We start from the raw sequence: 22,549 nt of genomic DNA, 5'->3' as shown, positions 1-22,549 counted from the left end.
GCCCGTGCGCGTCCCGTGTGCCCGCATTGCCTCCCCACTTCGCGGAAAGATGCGGGATCATGTCTGGCATGACCGAGGTGTCCTCGCTCACGGGGCGGCTGCTCGTGGCAACGCCCGCCCTGGCGGACCCGAACTTCGACCGTGCGGTGGTGCTCCTTCTCGACCACGACGAGGAGGGCTCCCTCGGTGTCGTCCTCAACCGGCCCACACCGGTGGGCGTGAGCGACATCCTGGAGGGCTGGGCGGATCTCACCGGTGAACCCGGCGTCGTCTTCCAGGGCGGCCCGGTGTCCCTCGACTCGGCCCTCGGGATCGCCGTCATCCCCGGTGGCACGGCCGTCGACGGCACCCCGCTCGGCTGGCGCCGGGTGCACGGCGCGATCGGCCTCGTCGACCTGGAGGCCCCGCCGGAGCTCCTGGCCTCGGCCCTCGGCTCCCTGCGGATCTTCGCCGGATACGCCGGCTGGGGCCCGGGCCAGCTGGAGGACGAGCTGGGCGAGGGTGCCTGGTACGTCGTGGAGTCCGAACCCGGCGACGTCTCCTCGCCGTCCCCCGAGAGACTCTGGCGCGAGGTGCTGCGCCGCCAGCGCAGCGAACTCGCGATGGTGGCGACGTATCCGGACGACGCTTCGCTCAACTGACGGATGTGAGCTCGGTACCCGGCTTCAGTACCCTTGGCGCCATGAGCACTCTTGAGCCTGAGACCCAGCCCCAGCGAGGCACTGGGACGGGGACCCTCGTAGAGCCGACGCCGCAGGTGTCGCACGGCGACGGGGACCACGAGCGCTACGCCCACTATGTCCAGAAGGACAAGATCATGGCGAGCGCCCTCGACGGGACGCCTGTCGTGGCGCTGTGCGGCAAGGTCTGGGTGCCCGGTCGCGACCCGAAGAAGTACCCGGTCTGCCCCATGTGCAAGGAGATCTTCGAGTCGATGGCCGGCGGCGGCGACGACAAGGGCAAGGGCGGCGACAAGAAGTAGCCGCAGGGACTTTCCGGGGGCCCCCGGGGCGCGATGTGACGCGCCCCGGGGGCCTTCGTCGCGTCTTGCCCGCCCTTCGGGTTCTTCGGGCCCTTCCGGCTCTTGCGGCCTCCGGCCCCCTCCGGCCCTTCGCCCCCCTCCGCCTTCCCCCGCCCCCCTCCGCCTTCCCCCGCCGCCCTGCGGCCCTCGCGCTCCTCCGGCCCTCCGGCTCTTCCTGTGCGTCCTGCCGGGATGTGGTGCCTTTTGTCGCGCCGTGTCGCCTTGTGCCGCCTATGTCGTTGCACGGGGTGCGTCCCGGGGTCACAGAGTGGTTGAGACCTCTTGTCGGCGTGTTCAGGTAGTCCCTAGCCTCCGGTGTGTTGTGCAGAGCGAAACAGTCATTGCATATGTTGCAACGCTCGGAGGATCGCGCCATGAAGCTCCCCACCCGACTGGCCGCGCTCGCGGCCGCCGCCCTGGTCGTCGCCGCCTGCGCCCCCCAGACATCCGACAACTCCTCTTCCGACACGGACGCCAAGACGGGCACCCTGCGCGTCTGGCTGTTCCAGGAGGTCGGCAACAAGCCCAAGGAGCAAGTCGTCGACTCGGTCGTCGCCGCCTTCGAGAAGGCCCACAAGGGCGCGAAGGTCGACGTCGAGTACATCCCGATCGACACCCGCGCCCAGCGCGTCAAGGCCGCCTTCAACGACCCGAAGTCCGCTCCTGACGTCATGGAGTACGGCAACACCGACACGGCCGGCTACGTCCACGACGGCGGACTCCTGGACGTCACCGAGGACTTCGGCGACTGGAGCGAGGCCAAGGCGACCGACCCCACCGCCAAGCAGTCCGTCACCGTCGACGGCAAGCTCTACGGCGCCCCCTTCTACGTCGGCGTGCGCGCCCTGTACTACCGCACGGACGTCTTCGAGGAGCTCGGTCTGGAAGTCCCGAAGACCATGGCCCAGCTGGCGACCACCGCCCGGAAGATCCGCGCCGCGAAACCCGAGCTGTACGGCCTGGTGGTCGGCGGCGCCTACACCTACGGCGCGATGCCCTTCGTGTGGGCCAACGGCGGTGAACTCGCCACCGGCAAGAGCGGCTCGTACGCCTCCGGCATCGACAGCGCGGCCGCCCGGAAGGGCATCACCGCGTACACGTCCCTGTTCTCCGACGACAACTGTCCCGCCGCCAAGTGCGCGGGCATGGGCGGCAACGACACCATCACCGCGTTCGCCGCGGGCAAGGCGGGCATGGCGATCGGCGGCGATTTCAGCCACACGGCCGTGGAGGCCGGCAAGGTGAAGGGCGAGTACGCCGTCGTACCGCTGCCGGGCGTGACCTCCGGCTCGATCGCCCCGGCCTTCGCGGGCGGCAACAACATCGGTGTGCTGAGGAGCACCTCGCACCGCACCCTCGCGGTCCAGTTGATGGAGGCCCTCGCCTCGAAGAAGACCCAGGCCTCGCTGTTCGACGCGATGGGCTTCCTGCCCACGTTCACGGACGTCCGGGACCAGGCGGCCGCGAAGGAACCCTTCGTGAAGCCCTTCGTGCAGACCCTGGCCGCCGGGACCAGGTTCGTGCCCGCGTCGCCCGCGTGGTCGCAGATCGACTCGTCCCTGGTCCTGCCGACGATGTTCCAGGAGGTCGTCAGCGGCAAGAAGGACGTGGCCGCGGCCTCGGCGGAGGCGGCGAAGAAGATGGACGCCGCGTTCGGCAGCGTGGGGTGAACCGGTGACCGTGACCGACACGGCGGTCGTGGAGAAGCGCCCCGCGCCCTCTGCGCCGCCGGTACGAAGGAGGCGGCGCCGGGGCGGCCGGACCCCCTGGCTCTACCTCGCGCCCGCTCTCTTCGTCCTTGCCGCGCTGCTCGCCTACCCCGTCTACCAGCTAGGCCTGATCTCGCTCTTCCGCTACACCCAGGCCCAGGTCAGCGGTGGGGAGCCCACCGCCTTCCGGGGCTTCGGCAACTACGCGGACGTCTTCTCCGACGACCGGTTCTGGCAGGTGCTCCTGTCGACGGTCGTCTTCGCGGCGGCCTGTGTGGTCTCCACCCTCGCCGTCGGCTGCGCGCTCGCCGTGCTCCTCACGCGCGTGCGTGCCGTGCCGCGGCTCGCGCTGATGCTGGCCGCGATGGGCGCCTGGGCGACCCCCGCGGTCACCGGCTCCACCGTCTGGCTGTTCCTGTTCGACCCGGACTTCGGCCCGGTGAACCGGCTGCTGGGCCTCGGCGACCACTCGTGGACGTACGGCCGTTTCAGCGCCTTCTTCCTTGTCCTGCTCGAAGTGGTCTGGTGCTCCTTCCCGTTCGTGATGGTCACCGTCTACGCCGGGATCCGCTCCGTGCCGTCCGAGGTCCTGGAGGCGGCCGCCCTGGACGGCGCCTCGCAGTGGCGGATCTGGCGGTCCGTGCTGGCCCCGATGCTGCGGCCGATCCTCGTGGTCGTGACCATCCAGTCGGTCATCTGGGACTTCAAGGTCTTCACCCAGATCTACGTGATGACGAACGGGGGCGGCATCGCCGGGCAGAACCTCGTCCTGAACGTCTACGCCTACCAGCAGGCCTTCGCGTCCTCGCAGTACGGCCTCGGCTCGGCGATCGGCGTCGTGATGCTGCTGATCCTGCTCGCCGTCACGCTGGTGTACCTGCGGCTGCTGCGCCGGCAGGGGGAGGAGCTGTGAAAGGAGGAAGCGTGCGTGCTGTGCGGGGCCTGGTGGCCCGTCCGTGGCGGCTCGCCGCCGAGACCTGCGCGCTGCTGGTCGCGGTGGTCGTCGCCTTCCCGCTCTACTGGATGGTGCTGGGCGCCTTCAAACCGGCCGGGGAGATCCGCTCGAGCGAGCCGCGGCCGTGGACGCTCGCGCCCTCGCTGGATTCCTTCCGGCGCGTCTTCGGGCAGCAGGAATTCGGCCGCTACTTCCTCAACAGCCTTCTCGTGGCGGGCGCGGTGGTGATCGCCTCCGGGGTGATCGCGTTTCTCGCCGCGACCGCCGTGACCCGATTCCGGTTCCGCTTCCGCACCACCCTGCTGATCATGTTCCTGGTGGCCCAGATGGTGCCCGTGGAGGCGCTGACGATCCCGTTGTTCTTCCTCATGCGGGACTTCGGCCAGTTGAACACCCTGGGGTCCCTGATCCTGCCTCACATCGCCTTCTCGCTGCCCTTCGCGATCTGGATGCTGAGAGGGTTCGTGAAAGCGGTTCCGGAGGCGCTGGAGGAGGCCGCGTACCTCGACGGGGCGAGCCGTACCCGCTTTCTGTGGCAGATCCTTTTCCCGCTCGTCCTGCCGGGTCTGGTGGCCACGAGCGTGTTTTCCTTCATCTCCGCCTGGAACGACTTCCTGTTCGCCAAGTCCTTCATCATCAGCGACACCTCGCAGTCGACCCTGCCGATGGCCCTGCTGGTCTTCTACAAGCCGGACGACCCCGACTGGGGCGGCGTGATGGCGGGTTCCACGGTCATGACGATTCCGGTTCTGGTGTTCTTCGTACTCGTACAGCGACGACTGGTCTCCGGACTGGGCGGCGCGGTAAAGGACTGATGTGTCTTCTGCGATCGACCTCGTCGACCTCGTCCCCGTGCCACGTGCCGTCGACGGCCCCAAGCGCTGCGGTGTCGTCATCGACGAGAACACCACCGTGTGGGCCGCGCCCGGCACGGAGGGCACCGAACGCTGGCTGCGCGCCACCCTCGGCGCGGCCTTCGGCGTGCCCCTGCGGCCCGGTCCGCAGGGCGTCCGCGACTCCGTGCAGCTGTGTCTGGACGACACGATGGAGCCCGAGGCGTACAAGCTGAGCGTCCTCGCCACGTGGGGCATCGAGATCCGCGGCGGAAGCCCGGCGGGCGTCTTCTGGGGCGCGCAGACGCTGCGTCAGCTGCTCGGCCGGCACGCCTTCCGGCGCACCCCCGTGCGGCCGGGGATCATGTACGGCGTCCCGCACCAGATCATCGAGGACGCCCCCCGCTTCCGCTGGCGCGGTCTCATGCTCGACGTAGCCCGGCACTTCATGCCCAAGGACGGCGTCCTGCGTTACCTGGACCTGATGGCGGCGCACAAACTCAACGTCTTCCACTTCCATCTGACGGACGACCAGGGCTGGCGGATCGACATCGAGCGGTATCCCCGGCTGACCGAGGTCGGTTCCTGGCGGGCGCGCACGAAATTCGGCCACCGGGCCTCACCGCTGTGGGACGAGAAGCCGCACGGCGGCTTCTACACGCAGGACGACATCCGGGAGATCGTCGCCTACGCCGCCGAGCGGCATATCACCGTGGTCCCCGAAATCGACCTCCCCGGCCACTCGCAGGCCGCGATCGCCGCGTATCCGGAACTCGGCAACACCGACGTCATCGACACGACCGCCCTCCCCGTGTGGGACACCTGGGGGATCAGTCCCCACGTACTCGCCCCCACCGACAACACCCTGCGCTTCTACGAGGGGGTCTTCGAGGAACTGCTGGAGCTGTTCCCCTCGGAGTTCATTCACGTCGGGGGTGACGAATGCCTCAAGGACCAGTGGCGGCGGTCGCCGGCCGCACAGGCCCGTATCGGGGAACTCGGACTCGCCGACGAGGACCAGCTCCAGTCCTGGTTCATCCGGCACTTCGACAAGTGGCTCTCCGCGCGCGGGCGTCGGCTCATCGGCTGGGACGAGATCCTGGAGGGCGGGCTCGCGGACGGGGCGGCCGTGTCGTCCTGGCGTGGCTACGCGGGCGGGATCGCCGCCGCGCGGGCCGGGCACGACGTCGTGATGTGTCCCGAGCAGCAGGTGTACCTGGACCACCGGCAGGACGGCGGCGCGGACGAGCCCGTGCCGATCGGGTTCGTGCGCACCCTGGAGGACGTCTACCGGTTTGAACCCGTTCCCACGGAGCTGACACCGGACGAAGCGGGGCGTGTGCTCGGCACGCAGGCCAACCTGTGGACCGAGGTGATGGAGGACTCCGCGCGCGTGGACTATCAGGCCTTCCCCCGGCTCGCCGCCTTCGCCGAGGTCGCCTGGAGCGCCCTGCCCGCCCCGCAGGAGCGGGACTTCGCCGACTTCGAGCGACGGATGGAGGCGCACTACGAGCGGCTCGACGCGCTGGGCGTCGGCTACCGCCCGCCGGCCGGCCCCCGGCCGTGGCAGCGGCGACCGGGTGTCCTGGGGCGCCCGATCGACGGCCCGCCCCCGAACCGGTGATACCACCCGTCCTGGATATACCCCGGCACAGCCCCCGAAGAGTGGCAATTCGCGCGCATCGGTGATGCCGTACGAAAACGGACCATCTACCCAGTGAGGTGGGCGAATGCCTCCTAGCGGACCCCCGCGTTCGGGTGTTGCGAAGATGTGCCAGAGTTGCCACGTCCGCCCTGTCAGCACGTACCGTACGGCAGCACAGGTGGGACCAGGTGGGGCAGCGGGAAGGGGCAGCCGGTTTTGACCACGCACGCACCGCAGGCGGGGCAGGCCGTCACGCTGCCCACGACGCTGGACGAGGCCGTGGCGGCGCTTGCCGCCATGCCCGCCGCCGTGCCCGTGGCCGGTGGCACCGACCTGATGGCCGCCGTCAACTCGGGGCAGCTCAGGCCCACCGGACTGGTCGGCCTCGGCCGCATCAGCGAGATCCGCGGCTGGCAGTACCAGGACGGCCACGCGCTGCTCGGCGCCGGACTCACCCACGCGCGCATGGGCCGCCCCGACTTCGCCGCCCTGATCCCGGCGCTCGCCGCGGCCGCGCGCGCCGCGGGCCCGCCGCAGATCCGCAACGCGGGCACCCTCGGCGGCAACATCGCCTCGGCCGCCCCCACGGGCGACGCGCTGCCCGTGCTGGCCGCGCTGGAGGCGACCCTGATCATCGCGGGCCCGGGCGGAGCCCGCCGTGAGATGCCCGTGTCGCATCTGCTGGCCGGCATGGAGATGCTGCGCGGCGGCGAGCTCATCGGGTACGTGCGCGTGCCGCTGCTGCACGCCCCGCAGATCTTCCTGAAGGCGACCGGCCGCACCGGCCCGGGCCGCGCGGTGGCCTCCGTGGCGCTGGTCCTCGACCCCGCCCGGCGTGGTGTCAGGTGCGCCGTCGGGGCCATAGCGCCGATGCCGCTCCGGCCGCTGGAGGCCGAGCAGTGGGTCGCCCGGCTCATCGACTGGGACAACAGCCGCACCATCGTCCCCGAGGCGCTGACCGCCTTCGGGGAGTACGTCGCCGCCGCCTGCATCCCCGACCCGGTGCCGGGCGTGGACGGCTCCGTACCGGAACTTCCGCCTGCCGTACTGCACCTGCGGCGCACCGTCGCCGCGCTGGCCCGACGAGCACTGGGGAGGGCGCTGTCGTGAGCGACGACCAGCACGGACCCGGACACGGACACGGACAGGAAGACGGGCAGGGCCAGGGCGCGCCGCAGGGCGGCGGCCGCTGGGACCCGCTGCCCCAGGGGGACTACGACGACGGCGCGACCGCCTTCGTGAAGCTCCCCGAGGGCGGCATCGACGCCTTCCTGGCCGCCCGCGGCGACAGCCCGCTGGCCGCGCCGGGCCACGGGTACGTGCCGCCGCAGATAGCGGTGGCGCCCACGGACGGCACCGGAACCTGGGCGGCCCCGGCGGGCGGCTCCGACTGGCCGCCTCCGCAGGACACCCCGCAGACGGTGGGCGACGACCGGTTCACGTACCACCCCGGCGCGACCGGCCAGTGGGCCTTCGAGGACACCTCCGGGCCGTCGGGCGCACCGCGGTCCGCGCCCGGCCACGACGTGACGGGCCAGTGGTCGATCCCGGTCGCGGGCGGCGACCTGCCCGACGAGTCGGGCGAGTTCACCACCTCGTCGCTGGTCGAGCAGTGGGGCGGCACGCCTCCGGCCACCCTGCCCGGCGGCGCGTCCGCGCCCTGGGCGACGGAACCGGCCGGCCCGACGGACCACGGAGTGCCGGACCAGGCGTGGGGGCAGCACCCCGACGAGGCCGGCACGGCCGTGCGGCCTGCGACGGACCTGTCCGCGTTCGGGCACGCGCCGGAGCACGGCCCGGTGGCCGTGGACCCCGACCGGCACCACCCCACCGCCGAGCACACCGGGCAGCACGCGCACCCGAACGGGTCGTTCGCCCCGGAAATCTCCGCCGAGGCGTACACGGTGGCCCCGAACAGGACTCCGGAGCCCGCCGAGCGCGACGCTCAGCGGGCCGCTGAGGCCGAGCGGACCGCCGCGGCGGCCGAGGACGCCGAGCACGTTCACGAGGCCGCTCACGAGCCCGCTGAGGCCGTGCACGGCCCCGCGGAGCCGCCCGCCGAACCCGGCGCCCCGCACGGAGCCGCACGCGGCCCGGCCGAGGAGCCCGAGGACCGGTCCACCGCCGCGGACACCGCGCACGATCCCGAGGCGGAAGCGGCCCCCGACACCGCCGCCCCGCGGTCCACCGATGCCGCCGAGCCGGCCGGGTCCGACGGGCCCGCGGAGGAGACGGACGACGCCCCGGCGCCGTTCCACGAGGAACACCCCCTCGCCGGCTACGTGCTGCGCGTCAACGGCTCCGACCGCCCCGTCACCGACGCCTGGATCGGCGAGTCGCTGCTCTACGTCCTGCGCGAGCGGCTCGGCCTCGCGGGCGCCAAGGACGGCTGCTCGCAGGGCGAGTGCGGGGCCTGCAACGTCCAGGTCGACGGGCGGCTCGTCGCCTCCTGCCTGGTCCCGGCCGTCACCACCGCCGGCAGCGAGATCCGCACCGTCGAGGGCCTGGCCGTCGACGGCCAGCCCTCGGACGTGCAGCGGGCGCTCGCCAAGTGCGGCGCCGTGCAGTGCGGCTTCTGCGTGCCCGGCATGGCGATGACCGTGCACGACCTCCTGGAGGGCAACCCGGCCCCCACCGAACTGGAGGCCCGCCAGGCCCTGTGCGGCAACCTGTGCCGCTGCTCCGGCTACCGGGGCGTCCTGCGGGCCGTCCAGGACGTCGTCGCCGAACGCGAGGCGGTCGCCGCCGCCGACGCCGAGACGGACGGCGACGAGGCACGTATTCCGCACCAGGCGGGACCGGGCGCCGGAGGCGTCCACCCGTCGGCGTTCGAGAACCCTGCACAGCCCCACCCGCACGACCCGGCATACGGACAGGGCCAGGACGGAGGCCAGGCGTGAGCAACGAGACAGTCACCGCGACGACGCCCATGGAACCCGCCCCGGCCTCCGAGCCGATCCCGCACGGCCTCGGCGCCTCCCTGCAGCCCGCCGACGCCCGCGCCAAGACGGAGGGCACCTTCCCGTACGCGGCCGACCTGTGGGCCGAGGGTCTGCTGTGGGCGGCCGTGCTGCGCTCGCCGCACCCGCACGCGCGCATCGTGTCCATCGACACGTCACACGCGCGTGAGATGCCCGGCGTCCGGGCCGTCGTCACCCACGAGGACGTCCCCGGGCGCACCCTGCACGGCCGGGGCAAGGCCGACCGTCCGGTGTTCGCCTCCGAGGTCGTACGCCACCACGGCGAGCCCATCGCGGCCGTCGCCGCCGACCACCCGGACACCGCGCGGATGGCCGCCGCGGCCGTCATCGTCGAGTACGAGGTGCTCGATCCGGTGATCGACCCCGAGCAGGCCTTCGAGGCGGAGGCGCTGCACCCCGACGGCAACCTGATCCGGCACATCCCGCTGCACCACGGCGACCCGTCCGCGGCCGGCGAGGTCGTCGTCGAGGGCCAGTACCGCATCGGCCGCGCCGACCCCGCCCCGATCGGCGCCGAGGCCGGCCTCGCCGTGCCCCGTCCCGACGGCGGCGTGGAGCTCTACCTCGCCTCCACCGACCCGCACACCGACCGGGACACCGCCGCCGCCTGCTACGGCCTCGAACCCGAGCGCGTGAAGATCGTCGTCACCGGGGTGCCCGGCGCCACCGCCGACCGCGAGGACCAGGGCTTCCAGCTCCCGCTCGGCCTGCTCGCGCTGAAGACCGGCTGCCCGGTGAAACTCACGGCCACGCGCGAGGAGTCCTTCCTCGGCCACGCCCACAGACATCCGACGCTGCTGCGCTACCGCCACCACGCCGACGCCGACGGCCGGCTGGTGAAGGTCGAGGCGCAGATCCTGCTGGACGCGGGCGCGTACGCCGACACCTCCGCCGAGGCCCTGGCCGCCGCCGTCTCCTTCGCCTGCGGCCCCTACGTCGTCCCGAACGCCTTCATCGAGGGCTGGGCGGTCCGCACGAACAACCCGCCGTCGGGCCATGTGCGCGGCGAGGGCGCGATGCAGGTCTGCGCCGCCTACGAGGCGCAGATGGACAAGCTGGCGAAGAAGCTCGGCGTCGACCCGGCGGAGCTGCGGCTGCGCAACGCCATGGCGACCGGGGACGTCCTGCCGACCGGCCAGACGGTGACCTGTCCGGCCCCCGTGGCCGAACTCCTCCAGGCCGTCCAGGAATTCCCCCTCCCGGCACTCCCCAAGGACACGCCCGAGGAGGACTGGCTGCTGCCCGGCGGCCCCGAGGGCGCGGGCGAACCGGGCGCGGTGCGCCGCGGCGTCGGCTACGGACTCGGCATGGTGCACATGCTGGGCGCGGAGGGCGCCGACGAGGTCTCCACGGCGACCGTGAAGGTCCAGGACGGGGTCGCGACGGTCCTGTGCGCGGCGGTGGAGACGGGCCAGGGCTTCACGACGCTGGCCCGCCAGATCGTCCAGGAGACGCTCGGCGTCGACGAGGTGCACGTGGCCCCCGTCGACACCGACCAGCCGCCCGCGGGCCCCGGCTGCCGGGGCCGCCACACGTGGGTCTCGGGCGGTGCGGTGGAGCGCGCGGCGAAGATGGTCCGCACGCAGCTGCTCCAGCCCCTGGCGCACAAGTTCGGCATGTCCACGGAGCTGCTCCAGATCACGGACGGCAAGATCACCTCGTACGACGGTGTCCTGTCGACGACCGTCACGGAGGAGATGCACGGCAAGGAGCTGTGGGCGACGGCACAGTGCCGCCCGCACCCGACCGAGCCGCTGGACGCGGCCGGCCAGGGCGACGCCTTCGTCGGCCTCGCCTTCTGCGCGATCCGCGCGGTCGTGGACGTCGACATCGAGCTCGGCTCGGTCCGGGTCGTCGAACTGGCGGTCGCCCAGGACGTCGGCCGGATCCTCAACCCGGCGCAGCTCACCGCGCGCATCGAGGCCGGTGTGACGCAGGGCGTCGGCATCGCGCTCACCGAGAACCTCCGCACGCCGAGGGGCCTGATCCGCCACCCCGACCTCACCGGCTACGCGCTGCCCACCGCGCTGGACGCCCCGGACATCCGGATCGTCAAGCTGGTCGAGGAACGCGATGTGGTCGCCCCGTTCGGGGCGAAGGCCGCCAGCGCGGTGCCGGTGGTCACCTCGCCCGCCGCCATCGCCTCCGCCGTACGGGCCGCGACGGGCCGCCCGGTGAACCGGCTGCCGATAAGGCCCCAGGCGGCGGTGGTGACGGACCGGTGAGCGAGCCGGAGCCGGACTCCCGGGAGTACGAACCCCCGCCGAGCGTGGGCAGACTGCTGGGCTGGATCGCGCTGTTCGTGGTGGCGGCGGTGGTCGTGGTGCTGGGCGGCGTGTACCTCACCTGAGGGGCGATCGGGTCGGGAGGGAACTCGCGGGGCCCCGCCGACGTCTGTCAGTGCGGGACCGGTGTCGGGTGTGCTGGGTGCTTGTCAGGGTGCAGGGCGCTGTCGCTGGTCAGAGCCGTTGTCAGTGGTGCCGCATAGGCTGCGGAGCAGTGGGACGGCGCACGCAACTTTCCGCACGGGGGACCCGATGGGCACGACCAGGACCACCACCGCCACGACGATGATCATCTTCACCGAGGACGAGTTGTACCCGTACGTCACGCACGCGCCGACGCGCCGCTGGCTCACCGGCCCCGGCCTGCCCGCGACTCCGGGCGACGCCGGCCTGCTGACGTTCGAGGCGCTGCGCACCGACGGCCTGCGCACGGTCGGGGACTCCACGGGCGACCCCGACGGCCGCCTGGCGGCGGAGCTGCGCGACCGGCTGGTGATAGGCGGACTCCTGGGCGCCGACGGCCGGGAGACGGAGTCCGTCCTGCTCGACGGGATGACGGGCGAGATCTCCACCACGTACTTCCTGCACGACCGCCCCGACCTGATGGACCTCCGCCCGCTCGCACCCTCCCTGGAGAAGCTGGTGTGCTTCGCGACGGCGGTTGACGAACTGGCGGCCCTGCGCGGCCAGTTCGCCTGCTACGCGAGCCGGCTCGGGCCGAAGGCGGTGGCGGAGGCGTCACGGCAGCTGCTGGCCGTCTTCGAGGAGGGCGCGAAGGACACGGGCGGCGTGTCCGGCCCCTTCTGGAAGCTGGCCGCGGTGATCCGCCCGCTGGCCCTGGTGGCGGGCCCGGGCACGGCGTCCGGCCTGGCCCTGGATCTGCCGGTCCGGCTCCTGGACGAGGAGTTCGGCTCCGGCGAGGTCGTCCGCTTCGAGGACGTCGACTGCCCGAGGGCGCTGACACACGCCCCGACCCGCCGCTTCCTGCGCGAGGTGGGCCTGCCGGAGCAGGTCGTCTGGTTCTCGCTGGAGACGGACATGCCGCTCCAGACCCTCGCCGAGTACTACGCGGACGACCGCGGCGGTGTCCTCACCGAGGAGCTGCTGCCCGCGAACGCCGACCGGCTGATCCGCCTGGGTCATCTCCTCGAGGACACCAGCCTGGTCGTCGACGGCGCCACGGGCGCGGTGCTGAGCTGGAGCGAGCCGGACCTCGGCCTGCGCCCGCTCAACGCCGACATCTCGACGCTGGCGTTCACCCTCTGGCTGATCCGCCGTGAGCGGGCGCTGGACGCGGTGCACCGGCTGACCGAGGCCTACGACCAGCTCGCCGAGACGATGTCCCGCACCCTGGCCGCGGTCGACCCCGTCGCCTGCGACCCGACCCCGGTGCCGGCCGTCCCCACGGACGACGGCAGGCGGTACTGGCCGGGCGTCTTCGAGGACGAGGCGGGCGGGGGCCTGTACGCGTAGCCCCGCGCCCGCACCGGCCCTCCGCTCCGCGGTCAGCCCCTGCGGCACCGGCTGACGTCGATCCGTACGACCTGCGGGTCGTGGTCGCTGGCCTGGTCGGCGAACTCGGCGTTGATGTGCACCACGTCGTAGTCGTAGTGCGTGACGGCCGGGCTCGTGAGGATGTGGTCCAGGGTCTGCGAGTTGCCGTCGTAGACGTAGGTGTACCGCTCGGCGGCCGGCAGGGTGGTGATCAGCGGCTTGAGCACCTTGCCGTCGGTGAGCGTGGTGACGGTCCGGGAGAACTCGTAGTCGTTGAGGTCGCCGAGCACCACGGTCTTGGCGTTCCGGTCCGCCGCGAGCAGGGACTTGACGAAGGTGTTCACCTCGGCCGCCTGCGCCTGGCGCTGGGTCTCGGAGCTGCGTGACGGCGGCTGGTAGCGGCCGTGCAGGGGCTGGTCGCCGCCCTTGGAGGTGAAGTGGTTGGCGATCACGAAGACCGTCTCGCCGTGGAAGACGAACTCGCCGACCAGCGGCTTGCGGCTGTTGTCCCAGGCGTCGGAGGCCGGGTCGATGCGCCCGGGGGAGGCGGTGAGCTTCGCGCCCTGCCTGGTCTTCACCACACTGGTGGCCGTGACGGCGTCACCACCGGCCCGGTCGGTGAAGGAGACCCGTTTGGGGTTGAAGAGGAAGACCTGACGGATGTTGCCGCCGGGCTCGCCGCCGTCCTGGTTGTCGGTGGGGGCGATGTAGCGCCACTGGTAACGGGGGCCGCCGGCCGCGCGGATGGCGTCGGTGAACCGCTTCAGGGTGGCCTCGGAGGTGACGGTGCCGTCGTTGGTGGCGCCGTTGTCGTCCTGGATCTCCTCCAGGGCGACGACGTCGGGGGAGTTGAGGTTGACCGCGACACCGTGCGCGAGCCGGTCGATCTTCTCCTGGGCGTCCAGCGCGTCCAGGTTCTCCACGTTGTACGTGGCGACCGCGAGCTCGTCGCCCTTCTGCCGACGGGTCACCTCCGGCTTCAGCCCGTTGTCGACCAGGGTGCCGAGCTGCGTGGCCTGGACGTTGTAGCCGCCGTAGGTGGAGTAGTCGAGCGGTCCGGTGGTGGTGCCGGACAGCTCGTCGCCGACGTCGGCCGAGGGGAAGGAGGCGGTGGTGTCGAGCGACATGACCTCCAGCCGGCCGGTGCCCGGCTGGTCGTAGGAGGAGTAGAGCGTCCCGCCGCGGGTCGTGACGTTCTCGTCCGGCTTGACGGTCACCCACAGCTCGCCGTACGCGTCGCTCGCGCCGACGACACGGGCGTCGGAGAACGCGACCCGCATTCCCTCCGTCGACTCGTAGAAGTCCTGGGCGTACACGGCCGGTTCGAGGGCGAGCGACTCGATGCTGCCGCCACCGGCGGTGGGGATGTACGCGGCGGGCACGTCCGCGGCGCTCAGGGCGACGGCGGCGGGCAGCGCGTTGCCGCCGGACAGCACGGTCGCGGTCGGAGCGGTGAGCTCGGTGACCGACTGGCTGGTGCTGCTCGGGTAGTACTCACTCACCTTGCCGCTGACCAGCACGGAGTCGCCGACGCCGACGGTGGGCGTGGCGGACCCGGTGTACACGAACACGCCCTCGCTGGTGCGGGAGTCGGCGTCCGCGGCCGGATCCTGGATCCAGTACCCCTTGGACCCGGTGGTCCGCACCCCGGTGACGATGCCCGGCACCCGGCTGACGGTCTGCCCGGCGAGCGGGGAGAGCCGGGTGGTGCCCTGGATGTCGTGGACGCGGACGGTGCCGGGCGTGGTCGGATCGCCGCCGCCGTCCCCGCCGCCGTCGCCCGAACCGGGAGTCTGCCCTGCGGAGTTGACCGGCGAGGGGGTCCCGGCCGTGAGGTCGGCGGCGTTGTCGTCGGTGTCGCCCAGGGCGGCGCCCCGCGCGACGGCGGCGGTGTTGGAGGCCCCGGTGGCCGGCCCGCTGCCCTCCCGTACGAGGGCGCTGCCGTAGCCGACCAGGTCGACGATCCGGCCGTCGGCGGCGCAGTCGGCGGCGGTCTTGCACGTCAGGGCGGTGGTGCCGGAGACGAGCGCGATGGTGCCGCTGGTGGCGCTCATGGCGACGGATCCGGTGGCGTCGGCGGTGGGCAGCGCGGTGCTCCCCCCGGTCCCGGCGGCCTCGGCGACGAGGAAGCGCCCGCCGGGGGCGACGGACCCGCTCAGCGCGGTCACCTGCCACAACGAGGACGCCGACGGCGCGCCCGGCAGGTACTGCACGCTGTACCCGGCCAGGTCATAGGCCGCCGACCCCGCGTTGCCCAGCTCGACGAAGTCCCGGGTCAGGGTCGCCCCCGAGTTGCCGCCACCGCCGTACACCTCGGAGATCACCGCGGTGGCGGACGGCGTCGCGTAGGCGGGGGGCAGCGAGGTGATGGCGAACGCGCTCGCCACACCCACGGATATGAGCGCGTAGGCGGCACGGCGGGGTCTGTTTCCTACGGGTCTGGACACGCTGGAGGTCTCCTCGTACGTCGTGTACGGCCGATGGCGGTGTGGGGGAGTCGGCTCAAGTTACGCGCGTAGAGAGGGGCTTGTTAAGGGGGCGTAGGTTAAATCGGGGGAACGGAAAGGTGTGTTGCCGTCGTTGGGCGACTACTGGGCCGGCGTCGACGTGCGCCTCTGGGAGTTCCTCGAACGCAAGCGGGACCATGACCACGTCCCGGACACGCTGCGTCTGCGCTGTCCGCACCTGGCGGTCTTCGGCGGCGCGGACCCGCTGCTACCCGTCGCCGAGAGCGTCCACCGGTTCGGCACCGCGGCCTGGAGCCCCGGCCGCCACCCGAGGGCAACGCCGACCGCAGAGGTGTTCCCCGGCGCCGACCACCGCATCCACACGGCCCACGGCACCCAGTCACCTCACCGGCCTGACCCGGTGGATCAGAGGCCACACGGCCGTCCACCCGCTCCCGTAGCACACACCCGAGGGGGCGAATAGGCTGGTCGTAGGGGGTCGGCATGGTTCGATCCGAGGAGCCTTCCATGACGAAGAACAGAAAGGGCGCCTGGCGCGCGACGGGTGTCGTCACCGCACTCGCCACGGCCGCCGCGATCGCCTCCGTCGCACCGGTTCAGGCCCAGTCCACCGCTCAACTGTCCGCGTGGGTCAGCGACGGCTGGGGCGGCGGCACCATCACCAGCCGGCCCGCGGGCATCAACTGCCACCAGACGGCGTGGGATCCGTACGCGACGGACCCCGAACCGCAGCCCTACCCGACCGGCACCTGCACCGCGAGCTTCGAGGTCGGCACGACGGTCACCTTCACCGCCACCCCCGACTCGGGTTCGTACCTCAACGACGGCCCCACACCGAACCCCGTCACCATCCGGACCGGCTACAACTTCACCTGGGTGATGTTCTGCCCGGACGGCGGCCTCTGCTCCGCAGGCTGACGACCGAAAGGCGGCAACCCCGAGGGGCGCCGCCCTTTTCCTTCTGTGCGTTGCCCGACCATGTTGAGGTCGACGTCCACACCGGTAACAGGTATTGCGGCGGGCGACTTCAAGGAGAGCTGAGGTCCGAGCGCATGGCCAGCCGAAGGGTTTCCAACGCCTCGCCCAGAGCTGCTTGGGTCGCCGACCAACCTGGATCTGTGCTCACGTCAGGCTCATCGAAGCGATCCCTCAGGTGCCGGAGTTTCAGAAACGTCTGATCGGCTACGTCACCGAGACGGTCGGGTGCCATGATGTGCATTTGGTAGAGGAGTTGGAAGGCGTTGGCGGATCCGAGGATCTCCCCCGCCTGCTCAATGCGTTCCTCCCTGCTCAGCCCGACGCTTCGCTTCAGATCTCGTAGTCGGTGCCTCGTGAGCCAGAGAGCCGCAAGATAGTCGCCGTAAAGCTGCCGCTTGATGCTGCGTTCGCGGGACGCATCTTCCCGATGCCATCGTGACCGTTCGCCAAGAAGGGTTGTGCTGACACCCAGAACAGCACCGAGCGCAGTACCCGCGAGAGTCCCCCAGTCCACGGGCACATCCTAGAAGCGCTGTGGCTCCGAGCCCAGGGTGCGATGTCTGCCTCTCTGGACCCTCTGGGCACGGCGCCAGTCCTGTACGGAGGTGCCGTCACGGCCCAACTGACTCGGACGCCCGAGAGGGCGGCACCCCCGAAGGAGTGCCGCCCTCTCGTTCTGCCTGGTCAGGCCAGGTAGAGGCCGTGGCGGGAATTGAACCCACGTACCTCGCTTTGCAGGCGAGTCCCTAAGCCACTCGGGCACACGGCCGTTCGCCGAGTTCTTCTTCCCTCAAGGCCGTGGTGGGAAGGGGACCCATGGACACGGCCAGGTCGGGAGTGGGGTGTTCGCCCCGTTCCGAACTCGGTAGGTCGACCGTACGGGTGGGGTGGGGAAGGGCTCAAGGGGGACGCGAGGGCTGCAACGGGACTGCCACACGCCGTTCATGAAGCGGGGGTGCGCTGGTGGTCGTAGGACCATCGTCCCGGGCGTGGACCCGTCTTCCGACAGGGGTCAATGTCGGTTGTGGACCTTACGCTGGCCCTCATGGCTGCCCTCGAACCCCGCGACACCGGTGTCGCCGACGAAGTCCTGTCCTCCGCCGCCGTGGAGCGTGCCGGCGAGAGCGGCGACCCCGGCGGGACCGTTCTCGGGCGTTCCTACCGGGCTCTGACCATCGGGATCGTCTCCGTCGTGCTGCTCATCGCCTTCGAGGCGACCGCCGTGGGGACCGCGATGCCGGTGGCGGCGCGGGAGCTCGACGGGGTGGCGTTGTATGCGTTCGCGTTCTCCGGGTACTTCACCACCAGCCTGTTCGGGATGGTGTTCGCCGGGCAGTGGTCGGACCGGCGCGGGCCGCTCGGGGCGCTGGGCGGGGGCATCGCGGCCTTCGCGGCCGGGCTGCTCCTCTCCGGGAGCGCCGGGAGCATGTGGGTGTTCATCCTCGGGCGGGCCGTGCAGGGGCTCGGCGGGGGGCTGGTGATCGTCGCCCTGTACGTCGTCGTCGGGCGGGCCTACCCGGAGCGGCTGCGGCCCGCGATCATGGCCGCGTTCGCCGCCTGCTGGGTCGTGCCGTCCGTGGTCGGGCCGCTGGCCGCCGGCGCGGTGACCGAGCAGCTGGGGTGGCGGTGGGTCTTCCTCGGGATACCCGCCCTCGTGGTGCTTCCGCTCGCGCTCGCGCTGCCCCGGATACGGCGGCGGGCCGGCGGCCCCGTGGAGGGCATGGCCGCGGGCGCCTTCGACCGGCGGCGGATCCGGCTCGCCCTCGGGATCTCCCTCGGCGCCGGACTGCTTCAGTACGCCGCCCAGGACCTGCGGCCGGTCTCCCTCGTCCCCGGCGCCGCGGGCATCGCGCTGCTCGTGCCCGCCGTGCTCGGGCTGCTCCCGCGCGGCACCTGGCGGGCGGCCCGCGGGTTGCCGTCCGTCGTGTTGCTGCGCGGGGTGGCCGCGGGGTCCTTCATCGCCGCCGAGTCCTTCGTGCCGCTGATGCTCGTGACGGAACGGGGGCTGAGCCCGACCCTCGCCGGGTTCTCCCTCGCGGCCGGCGGGGCGACCTGGGCGCTGGGGTCGTGGGTGCAGTCACGGCCGTGGGCGGAGCCGTACCGGGAGCGGCTGATGGCGCTCGGGATGGTGCTGGCGGCTGCCGCCATCGCCACCGCGCCCAGTGTCCTGGTCCATGCCGTGCCCGTCTGGACCGTGGCCGTCGCCTGGGGCTTCGGGTGCTTGGGGATGGGGCTGGTGATCGCCGCCTCGAGCGTGCTGCTGCTGAAACTGTCCGCCCCCGAGGAGGCCGGGGCCAACTCCGCCGCGCTCCAGATCTCGGACGGGCTGTCCAACGTGCTGCTGCTGTCCGCGGGAGGTGCCGCCTTCGCGGCGCTCGGCGGCGGGAGCGTGGCGCATACGGCGTCGGCCACGGCCGCGGCCTCCGCCGGTTCCCACCCGGCCGCCTTCGCCGCCGTCTTCCTGCCGATGGCGGCCGTCGCGCTGTTCGGGGCCTGGGTGACGACGCGGCTGCGGGCGGAATCGCGATAAAACCATGTGGTACCGGCTGGTACCGGCCGGTACCGTCGATGCATGGCCGGACTGAACCTGCGCTTCACGGACGAGGAACTCGACGCCCTGCGTGAGCGCGCCCAGGCGGAGGGACGCAGCATGCAGGCCTTCGCGCACGACGCGGTGCTCAAGGCCGTGCACGAGCACGCACGGCTCTTCGAAGAGGCCGCCGAGCACGTGCTGCGGGCCAGCGCCGAGTTGAACCGGAGGCTCGCCTGATGCACTACCTCACGCTGCCCGAGCTGCTGAACCTCACCCGGCGGCTCGAGGCGGACGAGGTGCGCGACTACGGACTGCTGGACTCCGCCCTGGCCCGCCCCCGGTCGAGCGTGTTCGGGCAGGACGCGTACCCGGACGTGTGGCGGAAGGCCGCGGCGCTGATGGAGTCCCTGGCCCGCAACCACGCTCTCGTCGACGGCAACAAGCGCATCGCCTGGTACGCGACCTGGGTCTATCTGCACCTGGCCGGTCATCCGCTGGACGTGGACTTCGACGTGGACGAGGCCGAGCGGTTCGTGCTGGACGTGTGTCAGGGCGTCCTCGACGTGCCCGGGATCGCGGCCCGGTTGCCGCGCTTCGCGCGCTGAGCCGGCGTCGCCCGTCTTCTGTGACCTGGGTCCCACCCGCACCCGACCCGGCCTTGTTCGCTCGTTGACGGCGTCGGGCCGCCGGTAGGGTGGCCCGGTTGTCATACACAGCCGAGAGCCGAGCCACCCACCCGTCAGCCGTCCCACCGCCCCGTCCGACGCGCTTCGCGCGGCCCCTCTGATTCGACCCCGAACCCGGAGACCGTGACTACCACCGCCGCTTCCTCCACCTCCCACTCCCACCACCTGTCACCGGCCTTCCCGGGCCGAGCCCCCTGGGGCACCGCGAGCAAGCTGCGGGCCTGGCAGCAGGGGGCGATGGAGAAGTACCTCCAGGAGCAGCCGCGCGACTTCCTCGCCGTCGCCACCCCCGGCGCAGGCAAGACGACCTTCGCGCTCACCCTCGCCTCCTGGCTGCTGCACCACCATGTCGTGCAGCAGGTGACCGTGGTCGCGCCGACCGAGCATCTGAAGAAGCAGTGGGCGGAGGCGGCCGCGCGGATAGGGATCCGGCTGGACCCCGAGTACAGCGCGGGCCCGCTCAGCAAGGACTACCACGGCGTCGCCGTGACGTACGCGGGTGTCGGCGTCCGCCCGATGCTGCACCGCAACCGGAGCGAACAGCGCAAGACCCTCGTCATCCTCGACGAGATCCACCACGCCGGTGACTCCAAGTCCTGGGGCGAGGCCTGTCTCGAGGCCTTCGAGCCCGCGACCCGTCGCCTCGCGCTCACCGGTACGCCGTTCCGCTCCGACACCAATCCCATCCCCTTCGTCACCTACGAAGAGGGCAACGACGGGATCCGGCGGTCGGCCGCCGACTACACCTACGGGTACGGGTCCGCGCTCGCCGACCAGGTCGTCCGGCCCGTCATCTTCCTCTCCTACAGCGGCAACATGCGCTGGCGGACCAAGGCGGGGGACGAGATCGCGGCGCGGCTCGGCGAGCCGATGACCAAGGACGCGATCAGTCAGGCCTGGCGTACGGCGCTGGACCCGCGCGGCGAGTGGATGCCGAGCGTGCTGCGCGCCGCCGACCAGCGCCTCACCGAGGTCAGGAAGGCCATCCCGGACGCCGGCGCGCTCGTCATCGCCTCCGACCAGGAGTCGGCCCGCGCCTACGCCAAGCTGATCCGGGAGATCACCGGGACCAAGGCGACGCTCGTGCTGTCCGACGACACCGGTGCGTCCAGCCGCATCGACGACTTCAGCGGCAGCAACGACCGCTGGATGGTCGCGGTGCGGATGGTGTCGGAAGGTGTCGACGTGCCGCGGCTCGCCGTCGGGGTGTACGCGACGACCATCTCCACGCCCCTCTTCTTCGCCCAGGCCGTCGGGCGCTTCGTGCGGTCCCGGCGGCGCGGCGAGACCGCCTCCGTCTTCCTCCCGACCGTGCCCGACCTGCTCACCTTCGCCAACGAGATGGAGGTCGAGCGCGACCACGCCCTCGACAAGCCCAAGAAGGAGGGCGAGGAGGATCCGTACGCCGAGTCCGAGCAGGAGATGGACGAGGCGAACAAGGAGCAGGACGAGGACACCGGCGAGCAGGAGCAGTTCGCCTTCGAGGCGCTGGAGTCCGAGGCCGTCTTCGACCGGGTCATGTACAACGGCGCCGAGTTCGGCATGCAGGCCCACCCGGGGAGCGAGGAGGAGCAGGACTACCTCGGCATCCCGGGGCTGCTGGAACCCGACCAGGTGCAGATGCTGCTCCAGAAGCGGCAGGCCAAGCAGATCGCGCACAGCAAGAAGCGGCCGGACTCCGAGGCCGATCTGCTGGAGCTGCCGGCCGAGCGGCGGCCGGTCGTCTCGCACAAGGAGCTGATGGAGCTGCGCAAGCAGCTCAACACGATGGTCGGGGCGTACGTCCACCAGAGCGGCAAGCCGCACGGTGTGATCCACACCGAGCTGCGGCGGGTCTGCGGCGGGCCGCCGAGCGCGGAGGCGACGGCGGGGCAGCTGCGGCAGCGCATCGCCAAGGTGCAGGAGTGGGCGACCCGGATGAAGTGAGGCCTCATCCGGGCCCCCGGGCTCTGACGGGCGGCGCGAGCCACGACGTCACGGGCCCCTGGTCTCTGACGGGGGGCGCGAGCCACGACGTCACGCTCCGTACGTATCGGGATAAATGCAAGTAGTCCATACCGGCCACTGACCGGATTCTGGACGGAGCCTTCCGCTCAGCGAACCTGCTTCGCTACTGTCCCGCTACGCACACGCCCCGTGGCAGCGCCGCCGCGGAGCGCAGCCGTGAAGCGACTGGGCCCGGACACGCCGGGCCCATCTGTCGATCGGCGGCCTCTGAAGCGCGTCACTGACGGGACTCGGTGACGCATCCGCCGCGACGGAGGTTGCCGACCTCACCACTTAAGGAGTGGGCGTCGTGACCGCGGAGACCTCCCAGACGCTCGATCGGGGACTCAAAGTCCTCAAGCTGCTGGCCGATACCGACCACGGGCTGACCGTCACCGAACTTTCCAACAAACTGGGCGTCAACCGGACCGTTGTGTACCGGTTGCTCGCCACACTGGAGCAGCACGCACTCGTACGGCGTGACCTGGGCGGGCGAGCCAGGGTCGGCCTCGGAGTGCTGAGGCTCGGCCGCCAGGTGCATCCGCTGGTACGGGAGGCCGCGCTGCCCGCGCTGCGGTCGCTGGCCGAGGACATAGGCGCGACCGCGCATCTGACCCTGGTGGACGGGACGGAGGCGCTCGCCGTCGCCGTCGTCGAGCCGACCTGGACGGACTACCACGTGGCGTACCGGGCCGGTTTCCGGCATCCGCTCGACCGCGGTGCCGCCGGCCGGGCGATCCTCTTCGCGCGGCAGAACGGGGCGCGGCCGGCGGACGAACCCGGCTACACGCTGACACACGGGGAGCTGGAGGCCGGCGCGAGCGGGGCCGCGGCTCCGCTGCTGGGCGTGACCGGCGTCGAGGGCAGCGTGGGCGTGGTGATGCTGGCCGACGCGGTGCCCGAGCGGGTGGGGCCCCGGGTCGTGGACGCGGCGCGGGAGGTGGCGGAGGCACTGCGCTGACGCACCACTGCCGC

The 22,549-nt window shown here is 71.8% G+C and carries 20 protein-coding genes and 1 tRNA gene; 18 read left to right on the top strand and 3 right to left on the bottom strand.

Going from position 1 to position 22,549, the window contains the following annotated elements; genetic code table 11:
- The first annotated feature begins 68 nt into the window (after positions 1-68).
- The 11 genes from OG736_RS17925 to OG736_RS17875 all read left to right on the top strand — a co-directional run bounded on the left by OG736_RS17925 (position 69) and on the right by OG736_RS17875 (position 12,902).
- On the top strand, positions 69-641 hold the full coding sequence (locus OG736_RS17925; RefSeq protein ID WP_020132411.1) for a YqgE/AlgH family protein: 573 nt from the start codon (positions 69-71) through the stop codon (positions 639-641).
- 41 nt (positions 642-682) lie between these two features.
- Positions 683-982, top strand: coding sequence for a DUF3039 domain-containing protein (locus tag OG736_RS17920; protein ID WP_078616040.1), 300 nt, complete (start codon positions 683-685; stop codon positions 980-982).
- 413 nt (positions 983-1,395) lie between these two features.
- Entirely contained in the window at positions 1,396-2,691 is a 1,296-nt protein-coding gene (locus OG736_RS17915) for an extracellular solute-binding protein (protein ID WP_327183343.1), read from the top strand.
- A gap of 4 nt (positions 2,692-2,695) precedes the next feature.
- Complete coding sequence (locus tag OG736_RS17910) at positions 2,696-3,643, top strand: carbohydrate ABC transporter permease (protein ID WP_327183342.1); 948 nt, start codon at positions 2,696-2,698, stop codon at positions 3,641-3,643.
- 11 nt (positions 3,644-3,654) lie between these two features.
- Positions 3,655-4,500 (top strand): carbohydrate ABC transporter permease, encoded by an 846-nt coding sequence (locus OG736_RS17905; RefSeq protein WP_327183341.1) that lies wholly within the window; start codon positions 3,655-3,657, stop codon positions 4,498-4,500.
- 1 nt (position 4,501) lies between these two features.
- Complete coding sequence (locus tag OG736_RS17900) at positions 4,502-6,142, top strand: beta-N-acetylhexosaminidase (RefSeq protein WP_327183340.1); 1,641 nt, start codon at positions 4,502-4,504, stop codon at positions 6,140-6,142.
- A 237-nt stretch (positions 6,143-6,379) separates the two neighbouring features.
- Positions 6,380-7,273 (top strand): FAD binding domain-containing protein, encoded by an 894-nt coding sequence (locus tag OG736_RS17895; protein WP_020132417.1) that lies wholly within the window; start codon positions 6,380-6,382, stop codon positions 7,271-7,273.
- On the top strand, positions 7,270-9,063 hold the full coding sequence (locus OG736_RS17890; protein ID WP_327183339.1) for a 2Fe-2S iron-sulfur cluster-binding protein: 1,794 nt from the start codon (positions 7,270-7,272) through the stop codon (positions 9,061-9,063). Before OG736_RS17895 ends, OG736_RS17890 begins: the two co-directional genes overlap by 4 nt.
- On the top strand, positions 9,060-11,369 hold the full coding sequence (locus OG736_RS17885; protein ID WP_327183338.1) for a xanthine dehydrogenase family protein molybdopterin-binding subunit: 2,310 nt from the start codon (positions 9,060-9,062) through the stop codon (positions 11,367-11,369). Before OG736_RS17890 ends, OG736_RS17885 begins: the two co-directional genes overlap by 4 nt.
- Positions 11,366-11,494 (top strand): hypothetical protein, encoded by a 129-nt coding sequence (locus OG736_RS17880; protein ID WP_327183337.1) that lies wholly within the window; start codon positions 11,366-11,368, stop codon positions 11,492-11,494. Before OG736_RS17885 ends, OG736_RS17880 begins: the two co-directional genes overlap by 4 nt.
- 187 nt (positions 11,495-11,681) lie before the next feature.
- Positions 11,682-12,902 (top strand): SUKH-4 family immunity protein, encoded by a 1,221-nt coding sequence (locus OG736_RS17875; RefSeq protein WP_327183336.1) that lies wholly within the window; start codon positions 11,682-11,684, stop codon positions 12,900-12,902.
- Between the two features lie 32 nt (positions 12,903-12,934).
- On the opposite strand, the gene OG736_RS17870 is transcribed toward OG736_RS17875, so the two are convergent.
- Positions 12,935-15,316 carry a DUF8508 domain-containing protein gene (locus tag OG736_RS17870; RefSeq protein WP_442817177.1) on the bottom strand — a complete coding sequence of 794 codons (2,382 nt, stop codon included), beginning with the start codon at positions 15,314-15,316 and terminating at the stop codon, positions 12,935-12,937.
- A gap of 187 nt (positions 15,317-15,503) precedes the next feature.
- Here OG736_RS17870 and OG736_RS17865 point away from each other — a divergent pair, with 187 nt between their 5' ends.
- Together OG736_RS17865 and OG736_RS17860 are read left to right on the top strand one after the other, a co-directional pair.
- Positions 15,504-15,854 carry a hypothetical protein gene (locus tag OG736_RS17865; RefSeq protein ID WP_327183334.1) on the top strand — a complete coding sequence of 117 codons (351 nt, stop codon included), beginning with the start codon at positions 15,504-15,506 and terminating at the stop codon, positions 15,852-15,854.
- Between the two features lie 44 nt (positions 15,855-15,898).
- The gene (locus tag OG736_RS17860; RefSeq protein ID WP_327183333.1) at positions 15,899-16,309 is read left to right on the top strand and encodes a hypothetical protein; all 411 of its coding nucleotides are present in this window, start codon (positions 15,899-15,901) and stop codon (positions 16,307-16,309) included.
- 109 nt (positions 16,310-16,418) lie between these two features.
- Here OG736_RS17860 and OG736_RS17855 read toward each other — a convergent pair whose 3' ends face one another.
- Together OG736_RS17855 and OG736_RS17850 are read right to left on the bottom strand one after the other, a co-directional pair.
- Positions 16,419-16,883 (bottom strand): hypothetical protein, encoded by a 465-nt coding sequence (locus OG736_RS17855; protein WP_327183332.1) that lies wholly within the window; start codon positions 16,881-16,883, stop codon positions 16,419-16,421.
- Between the two features lie 183 nt (positions 16,884-17,066).
- Positions 17,067-17,138, bottom strand: a tRNA-Cys gene (locus tag OG736_RS17850).
- 276 nt (positions 17,139-17,414) lie between these two features.
- On the opposite strand from OG736_RS17850, the gene OG736_RS17845 reads away from it, so the two are divergent.
- The 5 genes from OG736_RS17845 (at position 17,415) to OG736_RS17825 (ending at position 22,535) form a co-directional block, all read left to right on the top strand.
- Entirely contained in the window at positions 17,415-18,899 is a 1,485-nt protein-coding gene (locus tag OG736_RS17845) for an MFS transporter (protein ID WP_327183331.1), read from the top strand.
- Positions 18,900-18,941: 42 nt separating this feature from the next.
- Positions 18,942-19,139: a hypothetical protein gene (locus OG736_RS17840; protein WP_142264566.1), complete on the top strand. Its 198-nt coding sequence runs from the start codon at positions 18,942-18,944 to the stop codon at positions 19,137-19,139.
- On the top strand, positions 19,139-19,507 hold the full coding sequence (locus tag OG736_RS17835; protein ID WP_327183330.1) for a type II toxin-antitoxin system death-on-curing family toxin: 369 nt from the start codon (positions 19,139-19,141) through the stop codon (positions 19,505-19,507). The genes OG736_RS17840 and OG736_RS17835 overlap by 1 nt, the downstream gene beginning before the upstream one ends.
- 204 nt (positions 19,508-19,711) lie before the next feature.
- Positions 19,712-21,514: a DEAD/DEAH box helicase gene (locus OG736_RS17830; protein WP_054240231.1), complete on the top strand. Its 1,803-nt coding sequence runs from the start codon at positions 19,712-19,714 to the stop codon at positions 21,512-21,514.
- Between the two features lie 370 nt (positions 21,515-21,884).
- Positions 21,885-22,535, top strand: coding sequence for an IclR family transcriptional regulator (locus tag OG736_RS17825; RefSeq protein WP_057600419.1), 651 nt, complete (start codon positions 21,885-21,887; stop codon positions 22,533-22,535).
- The last annotated feature ends 14 nt before the right edge of the window (positions 22,536-22,549 follow it).

Origin of the sequence: Streptomyces sp. NBC_01334 (assembly GCF_035983595.1) — a bacterium.
Taxonomy (GTDB): Bacteria; Actinomycetota; Actinomycetes; order Streptomycetales; family Streptomycetaceae; genus Streptomyces; species Streptomyces coriariae.
The sequence above is the reverse complement of the archived record's forward strand: the minus strand, read 5'-3'. Positions and strand labels throughout refer to the sequence as shown.